The organism is Okeania sp. (assembly GCF_983059655.1).
Genome location: NZ_CEZPJD010000220.1, coordinates 1 through 10,696 on the forward strand (window position 1 = coordinate 1; position 10,696 = coordinate 10,696).

9 protein-coding genes are annotated in these 10,696 nt (G+C 36.0%); 2 read left to right on the forward strand and 7 right to left on the reverse strand.

The genetic code is table 11. From position 1 onward, the window contains the following. Positions 1–341, forward strand: a 341-nt coding sequence (locus AC3DU7_RS14140; RefSeq protein ID WP_488039975.1) for a hypothetical protein, incomplete at its 5' end; no start/stop codon positions are given. 642 nt (positions 342–983) lie between these two features. Here the strand turns inward: AC3DU7_RS14140 and AC3DU7_RS14145 are convergent. From AC3DU7_RS14145 to AC3DU7_RS14165, 5 genes are all read right to left on the reverse strand, one after another. After that, entirely contained in the window at positions 984–1,988 is a 1,005-nt protein-coding gene (locus AC3DU7_RS14145) for an RNA polymerase sigma factor, RpoD/SigA family (protein ID WP_488039976.1), read from the reverse strand. 1,080 nt (positions 1,989–3,068) lie between these two features. Then, complete coding sequence (locus tag AC3DU7_RS14150; RefSeq protein ID WP_488039977.1) at positions 3,069–4,553, reverse strand: hypothetical protein; 1,485 nt, start codon at positions 4,551–4,553, stop codon at positions 3,069–3,071. A 601-nt stretch (positions 4,554–5,154) separates the two neighbouring features. After that, entirely contained in the window at positions 5,155–5,757 is a 603-nt protein-coding gene (locus tag AC3DU7_RS14155) for an FAD-dependent oxidoreductase (protein WP_488039983.1), read from the reverse strand. Then, positions 5,640–5,954 carry an FAD-dependent oxidoreductase gene (locus AC3DU7_RS14160; protein WP_488039978.1) on the reverse strand — a complete coding sequence of 105 codons (315 nt, stop codon included), beginning with the start codon at positions 5,952–5,954 and terminating at the stop codon, positions 5,640–5,642. Before AC3DU7_RS14160 ends, AC3DU7_RS14155 begins: the two co-directional genes overlap by 118 nt. A 255-nt stretch (positions 5,955–6,209) precedes the next feature. Further along, positions 6,210–6,374: an HAD family hydrolase gene (locus tag AC3DU7_RS14165; protein WP_488039979.1), complete on the reverse strand. Its 165-nt coding sequence runs from the start codon at positions 6,372–6,374 to the stop codon at positions 6,210–6,212. Between the two features lie 509 nt (positions 6,375–6,883). On the opposite strand from AC3DU7_RS14165, the gene AC3DU7_RS14170 reads away from it, so the two are divergent. Beyond that, entirely contained in the window at positions 6,884–8,725 is a 1,842-nt protein-coding gene (locus AC3DU7_RS14170) for a pentapeptide repeat-containing protein (protein ID WP_488039980.1), read from the forward strand. Positions 8,726–8,860: 135 nt separating this feature from the next. On the opposite strand, the gene AC3DU7_RS14175 is transcribed toward AC3DU7_RS14170, so the two are convergent. Both AC3DU7_RS14175 and AC3DU7_RS14180 read right to left on the reverse strand, forming a co-directional pair. Further along, positions 8,861–9,463 (reverse strand): alpha/beta fold hydrolase, encoded by a 603-nt coding sequence (locus AC3DU7_RS14175; RefSeq protein ID WP_488039981.1) that lies wholly within the window; start codon positions 9,461–9,463, stop codon positions 8,861–8,863. Positions 9,464–9,796: 333 nt separating this feature from the next. Then, positions 9,797–10,363 (reverse strand): DUF1802 family protein, encoded by a 567-nt coding sequence (locus tag AC3DU7_RS14180; RefSeq protein WP_488039982.1) that lies wholly within the window; start codon positions 10,361–10,363, stop codon positions 9,797–9,799. Positions 10,364–10,696 lie beyond the last annotated feature (333 nt).

A 10,696-nucleotide genomic window follows, 5' to 3' on the forward strand; every position in this document is an offset into this window, starting at 1 on the left:
GGGAACAGGGAACAGGGAACAGGGAACAGCGGTGCGACCCCGCGTCGGCGACAGACGCAAGCGGTCAGATCCCGCGTCGGCGTCAGACGCAAGCGGTCGGAACCCGCGCCGCCGACAGCTCGCTTGCGGAACGCCGACCAAGAGAGGGAATGCTGACCAAGAGAGGGAATGCGCACCAAGAGAGGGAACAGTTAATATTAACAAGTAGTTCAAACCATCCAAAATACAAAATCCAAAATATAAAATTATCAAATCATACCCAGAATCAGCAACGCCCTTTTTTCAAATTGATATTAAGCCTTCTTCCTTACCTTCGTGCTTACCGAGAAATTGTGGTCTAAAGCCTCCCCTTTTAAGGGGAAAAAAGAAAAAAATTTTCCTTTGAGTCAATCCTCTTCTTTTCAAGGAGAGGTAATTATTAATTATTCATTATTAATTATTCATTGTTGAAAATACTGATGCCACCGGACACGATATGATTTCTACCCCATACCAAAATACTTGTTCAGTAAACCCTAATTATTAATTGTTAAAAAATAGTTTCTAAAGATAGAAAATAAATCAAAAAAAAATCCTTGTAGAGATAATCATGAAAAATAACTATCTCTATAAGGAACGCTCGAAACCTACTATAAAAATAGAGGGATCGATTTTATGCTAATTTTAAGATCTATAGGATGGCGGAAATAACTTACCAGTTACAAAATCCTAAAAGTCTTACAAATCAATACCTCTGAATTATGACTTTTGACCAAAAAATAAGGTCTCAAACCTCCCCTTGGCTGCACCGCGAGCTACCGCTCTACAAAGGGGATGAAAAAGCGGTCTAGGGATGGCAAAGAAACCTGTGCCATATCCATGAGACCAAGAGAAAATTAAGTTAAATATTTCAATCCCAATACTTTCCTAGGTCATAGTGCGCAAACAGGCAGAGGTACTGATAACTGGTAACTGATAACTAAAATGACTTCCGCATAGCGGTACTAGCTAGCAACATATTCCCGTACCTTAGCTTGACGACGACGCAAATGGGCCAGAGCTTGATGTTCTAATTGACGAACTCGCTCGCGACTTAGTTGTAGTCTCTCTCCTACTTTCGCCAAGGACATTTCTCTACCATCCTCAAGACCAAAACGTAATCTTAATACATTACGTTGTTGATCGGTCAATTCTCCTAGTAGAGTATTTAAGTCTTGGCGCAACAACTCACGAGTAATATAGTCATCTGGAGAAGATGCTTCGTCCTCTAAAAGTTCTTGCAGTTCGGTGTCCTGATTATCTCCTACTCTTAAATCCAATGATATAGGATGACGGGCCATCAAGAGATATTCTCTAATTTGAGAAGGCTCTAATTCTAAAGCTTGAGCAATCTCAGAAGGAGTTGGGGTACGACCCAAACTCTGAATTAGTTCTCTCTGAACTCTTTTGATTTTGTTGAGTTTTTCAGTAATGTGAATTGGTAAGCGAATAGTACGAGCTTGTTGTGCGATCGCTCTGGTAATTGCTTGACGTATCCACCAATAGGCATAAGTAGAGAATTTGTAGCCTCGCATGGGGTCAAATTTTTCCACTCCTCGCTCTAAACCTAAAGTACCTTCTTGAATCAGATCCAAGAATTCCATATTTCGTTTTTGGTACTTTTTCGCGATCGCTACTACCAAACGAAGATTAGCTTCAATCATTTTTTGCTTCGCACGGCGACCATGGTTAATTATTTGGTTTAGCGCTTCTTCATTCAGTTGTACATATTCTGCCCATTCTTGCTGAGTTGCTGCTCTGTCTAGCTTTTCTTCTAATTTTTCCTTTGACTCCAAAAGTTCCATCATGTACTTAACTTTCTTGCCATACACGATTTCTTCCTCACGAGTCAGAAGTGGTACACGGCCAATCTCATGTAGATAAGTACGAACTGTATCCATTGAGGAGTAGGAGCTAGCAGTTAATTTGTTTGTCTTTTGAGTTTTCTTTTGTTGATTTAGTGTTGACATTTTTTTCATAAACTCCTTATTTCAAATATCGCAGTAGTTATTGTGTGTTCCTACAATAGGAATGATTTAAGATACAGCTACATGAGAATTAGCTTTCCCATCCCGACATAAATGCCATCAAGTGGTGAAAATTTTATAGTTGGAATTTTTTTTCTTTGCTAAATGGACTTATAAGATGAATTTGATTTTTACATTTTTTACATTGATAATGATTATACTTTCTTCCTAAAGTAAACTCAGTATGAGTCCGCTTTTCTTTTTTGTAATACAAATCTAGACTAAATTTAAAGGCGGAATGTTCATAACTGTAGGTCGAAATTTTAATTTGTCCTTAAAACTGCTAGCAGATTAAATTAACTACAATCTATCTGTCACTATTTCCGCAAAACTTTGGTAAAATTATTAATCGAGTCATTTCCCATACATTGATCATGGCTCAACCAGCTTCTAAGAGGCAACTCTCAGAACAGAGAGATAACCGAACTATTCTCAGCATTTGACAAAAGTCAATCACATATACCAAGTCAAAAGTCAAAAATCAAAACTCAAAACTCAAAAGTTATCCCTAACTAAGTTTGAGCATTTATAAACGTCCTAATCTAATTTGCGTAGTGCTATACCACCTAAAAACTATGGATATTTTGAGTGTTCTCTAAATAATGTATTACAGTGTAGCATAAGAAGATGATTTTTGCATCAATCACAAGAAATAAATTATTGAGTTAACTTTTTTGGCCCTCTCATACTAAGAGTATAAATGTTTGCTACAAATAGGTAAGGTACTTCTGAGGAGTTATGAGATGGAGGGAAAGTATAAGGGAAAAGGTTGAAAAATACTCCCCATCTCTTTTTAAATAGATTTCAAAATTGATGACACGCCCTAGACAGAGAAATACTTTTTCCACTTTTGCCTGTTGCCATATGAGCTGTTCCCTGCTACAGATAATAATTTGATCGGGACATAGTGAGATTGTGTCCCAATGGTTATTGTTATGGTAGTCGAAGTAAAGCTTAGGACAGTTCAAAAGTTTAAAACTCAGACAACGTAATATTTTTCCTTCTTCCTTCTGGTATAAGTAGTTAGAAAAAACTTCCTCCATCAGAAGGTGGATCTCCTGCCACAATTGGATCGGCTACAGTAGCTCCTAATCTGACTGGAGCAAGACTAATAAAACCGTCAGGGACACTTGCATTTAAGGAAAAACCTCCAATAGGAATAGCAGGTAGCTCTGTATAAGTAAGGCGCAACAGATATTGAAACTCTGGTGCTAAAGTTAACTCCGCAGGAACACTTATAGGAGTATTTTCTGGTGAAAAAATTGTTACATCTGATGGGACTCCCGGCCCAATTCTAGCATTGACACCACCACCACCATTATCGTTAGCTGCAATTAGAATAGCTTGTTCGTTAACCTCAAGCATTGGACTGTTTGGGGGAAGTTGATAAACTTCCAATAAAGGATCGAAACCATTATTTATACCAATCAGATCAATTGTTAATGGAGTACCGGGTGTAGCATTTAAGAGAAAATCCTCTTTAGAAACGAAACTTGTGTTGTCACGATTTGTCACAACTTCATCACCTGTATCTATCTGTCCATCAAAACTGATGATTTGTGGTATTGGATTAGGGTTTGGTGGTATTGGGTTAGGGTTTGGTGGAACTGGGTTAGGGTTTGGTGGAACTGGGTTAGGGTTTGGTGGAACTGGGTTAGGGTTTGGGGGTGCCGGAGGGCTAATGTTTGCACTTGCTGGAAATAGTGTTAAATCATAGTTACTGGTAATGCCAGGAGCAGTTTGAAAAACATTGATAAAATATTCGCCGGGGGTAAAGAAGGGTGCCTGAAATGCCTCATTTGATGACCCCAGGTTGTTACCACTGGCAATTAAGTTACCATTGCTATCTAATACATCTACATCAAGATTGCCAGTAATATTTTGCAAGGCAACTCCTGAAGTTATGGGTTGGTCAACTGTAACGCGATAGTAGTCTACAGTATCAAAATCATTAATTGTAGCCGAGCGAGTTATGGGTATTTCGGGAAATATACTGCCTAAAGGAGTAGCTGTATTTATACTATTGTTACTATTATCAGTAGAACCAGGAGGAATTACTGGTGGATTGATGGGGGGATTTACTGGCGGGTTTACTGGTGGATTGATAGGAGGATTTACTGGCGGGTTTACTGGTGGGTTGTTGGAACTAGTAGAGACTAAATCAAGTTGATAATTTGTACCTCCGAGAGAAAAATCATTAAATGGTTGAAATGCTATTACTTGATAGTTACCAGGAGCGAGAGGAATGGTAAAATTTTCTGGGGTAGAAAGTGGTTGACTTCCTGATGCACCAGGAATAGGATTTCCATTACTATCATTTATTAAGACATCAGCACTGGTGATAATATCGAACAAGTTAACTTCTAATAATTGAGGTTCATTGATAGTAATATCATAAGAATCAAAACTATCTGCTGCTCCTACAGTGCCGAATAATGAAACTGTAAATCCTGGTACAAGATTAATTTGATTAGAATCAATTTGAAGTGCTGAAATTTCTGCCATCATTGATTTTTTTTTGCATTATGTTGATGAATTATCAAGCCTTTTAGGCATTTGCAAAGTCTTTTAAACTTAAGAATTTACTATTATTATAGGACTTATTTGTGGCTAAAAAGGTTTCAATTATGTGAAAATATTTTATTATTTTAAGACAAAAATATAGACTAGATCGCTTTACTTATATCAAATTTGGTTGAATACTTATCATATAGCAAAACCTTGTAGAGATGTTCCATGGAACGTCCCTACTGTAGTCTACTAATCATGAAAACTGCTGTAATCATTGAAGTCTTGTATATATAGCATTATTTTTGCAGGAACTGCCCAATAGCTAATACCATTTCTCAAAAACTTTTCTACACTTTATTGAGCAGGGGACCCACGCCCTAACCCCTCCCAGGAGGGGAAATAGAAGTAAAAATAATAATAATTAACATTAACATAGCTAAAATTAGCAAAAAAAATATTTTGCTAGTGTTAATTACTTAATAGCTGAAGTGTTGCCCAAGTATAGCATTACTTTTGATAATTGGTATAAAAGTATCATAAAATAGGTTTTTTATTACCCTATTGCCTGTTTCCTATTGCCTATTCCCTGCGCGCAGCACTATATTTTTTCTACTACTTCTGTTGCTAAACCAAAGGATAAAGTCATACCTGCTCCACTCAAGGCATTAATAATTGTAACTCCTGTTTCTGGTTGAGCGATAAATTCAGTTTTACCTGGAAGTTTGGCGTAAACTCCATGCCAAGTTTCGGCAATTTCTAAGGTGGGAACCTTTGCAAATTTTTTCAAGTAATCTAATATATATTGATTGATTTGTACTCGATCAAAAGGTTCTGGGTTCAAACCGTATTCATGGGAATCACCAATAATTAATTCACCTGCTGCATTTTGTGACATCATCACATGAATTACCCACTCAGGAAAATGGGGAGTTTCTGTTTCAATTCTGGTTTTGAGTGCTGCTAAAGATGGGCAGTGGGCAAAGGAAGTGTAATGAGTCAAGGTTAAACCGCCACATAATGATACATCAGCACGCCAGTTTTCAGGTTGAGGAATTGTTCGCATCATTTGTAATTTGACTTTCGTCATCCCACTGTTGGCAAAGGTATCAGGATATAAAGTTTCAAAGTCAGCTCCACTACAGACAAAAATACGGTCTGCTTGCCATTTTTCTCCACCTGCTGTGAGATAAGGATGGGAAATTTCTGTAACGACTGTGCCGAAATTGAACTCAACATTGTATTCTGCTGATAAGAAACCAGGTATTTTTTTGATTGCTTCTCTGGGTTTCTTTCAAAGACTAATACTTTGAGACCGCGTTTGGCAACTGCTAAAGCGTGAGCTAAACCAACGATACCTGCACCGACAACGATAACATCTGTTTGATGAATTTGAGTCATGTTTTATTTCCCACTTATTCTCATAGTGTTTCTCAAGTTACTGAGATAAATTGGACTTACGCACTGACAATAAATATAGGGCTTTGTACGTTACGATAACGCTAACACACCCTACTGGATTGACACAGCTAAAATGGTGCGTTACAACGGATTGTTAAATGCCTTTCACAGTCTAAATTTTAGCCGTCTAACGCACCCTACAATTTTGCTGGACTGACACACTTTTCAAGGAGAGTAATTGTTAATTATTAATTATTAATTGTTGAACATTTTTTCTTTTAATTCTAAGAGCGAATTGAGTAGTCCATCATTGGGGTATTGTGCTAACTGTTCTTTTGTATGAGTACCATTTGTTACACCAAAAGTATATAAACAATTAGCATTAATTCCTGCTTCTAAGTCAGAAGGAGTATCCCCCACTTTTGAATATAATAATTGATATATTCCATACTTTTAAGGAACACCTCAATTCTCACAACTGATTCCTGATTGCTATATTAAAAATGTTAGGACAGATAATACCAAATTGATAAATATTTGCTACAAATAGCTAGGGTATTTCTTAGAATTTCCTACAGAATGCTCTGCAAACAGAATTCAGGAGTCGTATGGAAATAGATTTAATACCAGTTTTTAGGTCGGAAATTCCTCTTTTTTGTCAAAAGTATATTTCCTGAAAAATCTTTTTATTGCACTTATTATTCATAACATTCTTTTTTTAAACTTGTATAAAAAGCTTAAAACTAAGACACACCAATTTTTTCCTTCTTACTTCTTTCTTCTGCCTTAAAACTAAGACACACCAATTTTTTCCTTCTTCCTTCTTCCTTCTTCCTTCTTCCTTCTGTTATAACTACTAATTCAAAGCTACAATATTAAAGGTTCAATTTTCTGTCCAACGTATCAAGTATCTAACAAAATTACTAATTATGACGAATCTACCAGAGTTTTTTAACCAACGTTATCAAGTTCAACAAGAACTAGGTTGTAATCCAAATGGGGGTCGCATTACTTATTTGTCAACTGATACTACGACAAAAACACCTGTTGTAACTAAACAATATCAATTTGCCAATTGGGCAGAATACGATAGTTATCATCGAGAAATTGAACTACTGCAACAAATCAATCATCCTAGTATTCCGTCTTATCTAGATTCATTTGAAACAGAAAATGGCTTTTGTTTAGTACAAGAGTACAAAAATGCCCCCCCTCTTGATCCAAGACAGCATTGGAAAGTAGCAGAAGTTAAACAAATTGCTCAAGCAGTATTAGAAGTTTTAGTTTATCTACAAAAGCAAGTACCTCCAATTATTCATCGGGATATTAAACCAGAAAATATATTAGTTGAACGCAATGTTACTCAACTAAAAGTTTACCTAGTAGATTTTGGCTTTGCTCGCAGTGGGTATAGTAATGTAGCAATTAGTAGTGCAGTCAAAGGCACTTTAGGGTTTATGCCACCAGAACAATTGTTCAATAGAGAACTCACAAAAGCATCAGACCTGTACAGTTTAGGTGCAACTTTAATTTGTTTATTAACTAATACAAAATCCAGTGAAATTGGCAAATTAATTGATGATAGTTATCGAATTAATTTTAAAAAGTTGCTGCCAAGACTAGAGCCAGTATTTGTTAATTGGTTAGAAAAAATGCTGGAACCAAATTTAAAACATCGCTTCCCCAATGCTGATATTGCTCTAAAAATGCTGAAATCTATTGATGATACAGAAAATATGAAAACTCAAGCAATGCAATTTGGCAGGAAAAAAACTACAAAAATATTTACTGGGGTAGCAACAATTAGTTTGTGCCTAATAGCATTTTCTAGTACCATAGCAGCACTAACAACCTGGGGTGAAAATAAATGGTTAAATTCTCGGATAGAGCAAGAAATATCTCGCTCTAATGCCAGAAAGCAGCATTTGCAGCAAGTTTTATTGCAAACAGGTCAGTGTCCTCGGTGTGAGTTAAACAATGTTAATTTAGCTTATGCAAACTTGAAAGATGTCAATCTCAAAGATGCTAGTCTAGAAGGTGCCGATCTCAATAATACTAACCTCGAAGATGCCGATCTATGGAAAGCAAGTTTGGGAGGTATTGACCTTTCATTTGCTAACTTATCAAATGCTGACTTAAGAGGTGCTAAACTCAGATATGCAAATTTACAGTCTGCTAATCTCTGGAGTGCTAATTTAGGATATGCTAATTTGTGGAATGTGAATTTGACTCAAGCAAATCTTCGAGATACTAATTTATGGGGAGCTAACCTTGGTTATGCCAAGCTAGAAAACGCTAACCTGAAAAATGCTAATCTCTTGGGAGCAAATTTATTTAGTGCTGAGTTAGAGAATGCCGATCTCGAAAATGCGAATTTGAAGAATGCTAAGTTAGATGGTGTTAACCTCAAAGGTGCTAAGTTAAAGCAGGCTAATCTTAAGGATGCTATACTGGCAGGATACAAAGGTCATGGTTATCGTAGTGTTAATTTAGAAAATGCCGATCTCGAAAGTGCTAATCTCGAAGGTAGTAATCTTGAAAATGCTAATCTACTGGGTGCTTATTTGAAGAATGCTAATCTTAGGGAAGCTTCTCTGGAAGGTGCGGACTTACGGGGTGCAAATCTTACAAATGCTAATCTCAGCAAAGCCTATTTACGGGGTGCAAATTTGCGTGGGGTCAACCTTCGTGGTGCTAAACTGGACACTGCAAATATTCGAGATACTGACCTCAAAGGTGCAATTATGCCTGACGGTAGTATTCACCCTTAATGAGAAGTTATAAGTCAAAAGTCAAAAGTTAGAAGTTAGAAGTTAGAAGTTAGAAGTTAGAAGTTAGAAGTTAGGAGGTGTGGAGCGAACAAATTTTCCCTACTCCCTACTCCCTACTCCCTACTCCCTAAATTACTAATTTCTACAACTTTCAATAAATTCTATGAAATGTTCGTGAAATTCTTCTGTTTCTTTCATATAACAAGCATGACCAGCATTAGTTAAAACAACTTTTTGAGAATTTGGCATTAGTTTTACTAACAGGTCTGCTTGTGTTATTGGTACTATGCGATCGTTACTTCCCCAAATAGCTAATGTGGGTAATTTAATTCCTTCTAATTGATTCTGAAAACGTTGAATTCCTACGGTTCCAATTGCTACAAAACCTGCTAATTTATCTCCATGATTAATGACAAAAGGTAAACTATAACTTCCACTCATAGAAGGAGATACTAAAACTGGAAGATTTAATTTTAAAATGTTTAATAATTCTAGTAAAAAACTTAAGCTAGAAACAGATGTTCTTTTTGAACGACCATACCCGGGAATATCTACAGCAACTGCTCGATAACCTGTCATAGCTAAAAGTTCAAGAGTCCCAATTTCTTGCCATGTCTGAGCGCTAAAACTTGCCCCATGTAACAAAAGTACACTAGCTGAATTTGTTGGGCCTGTTTCAAGATAATGAATCCGAGCGTTTTCCAGATTTATATATTGAGAATTAATATTGGTATTCATAATTTGATTGATAATATTTCATTATCTTACATCAGTTTGTAACTTAATTAGGTACAAAGTTATATCTGGAGTTTGGGGGCATAAAGATTAAGATTAAGATTTACTATATTAATTGGCATAATGAATAATTACCGAAAAATCGTGGTCTAAAGCCTTCCCTTTTCAGGGGATAAAAAAGATATAATTCCGTATTTTCTTGCTTCTTTATTGCAGATGTACTGATGACTGATAACTGATAACTGATAACTGAAATGACCTCTCCTGAAAAGAAGAGGTTTGGCTAAAATAATTTTTTCTGTCTTTATTCTTTGAAAAAGAGACTTTAAATCTTAATTATTTGGTCAAAATATGACAAATTTCTGTGGATAAACTCTGATAATTATCATCAGTAAAAATAGGGACTGAATTAGTCATACTAATTGGTCGATTTAACTCGATCCAGGAACGACATCCTCCATATTCGCGACGATAAAAAATCTCATAGTTTTGGGCAAGTTTATAAGTTCTTAAAAGTAAAATATAAAGTGCTTGTTGAGGTTTCCATTTGAGGCGATCGCTGACAAATTTTTCATTCCAAATATGATAGACAAACAACTTATTTAAAATAGATGGATCGCTGACTGACAAAATATGAGTAATCTCAGCAAAACTGCTAATTTTAATTTTCTCAGGATGCCAACCCGAATTTACAATTTGTACCTGATTTGCATATTCCGGTTTAAGTAAATCTGGCTGTTGATGTTCAAAGGTTGGATAGAGTAAAACTTGTTTATACGCAACTGTAAAATTACCCTTCTGTTCTCGAATACCACCTTTTCTTAACAACATAATTGTTTGACCTTTTTCTAAAGCATTAATAGCAATATTCCACTCCTTAAGAGCAGCAGTAATAGTTTCCATAATTATCGATTTCTAGTAATTGATAGGGATATGCAATTTAATTAATTATTTTAAAACTAACTTTTCTATTTGTTCCTTGCCCTTAGAATTATGTTAGATTCAGCAAATTGACTTGGCGATCGCAAAGGCGTAAAAGCAAGATACTTGTTCCGGAAATTAACTAGCTGATAGTTGATAGCTGTTTGTACAGAATTCCGCAGGAAATATTTACCAAAAAGTGAGGTCTAAAGCCTCCCCTTTTAAGGGGATGAAAAAATATAAAAAATATTCAGTTCAGTATTTTAAGTTTCCGGCTTTAGTCGGAGGTACTGATAACTGATAACTGATAACTGA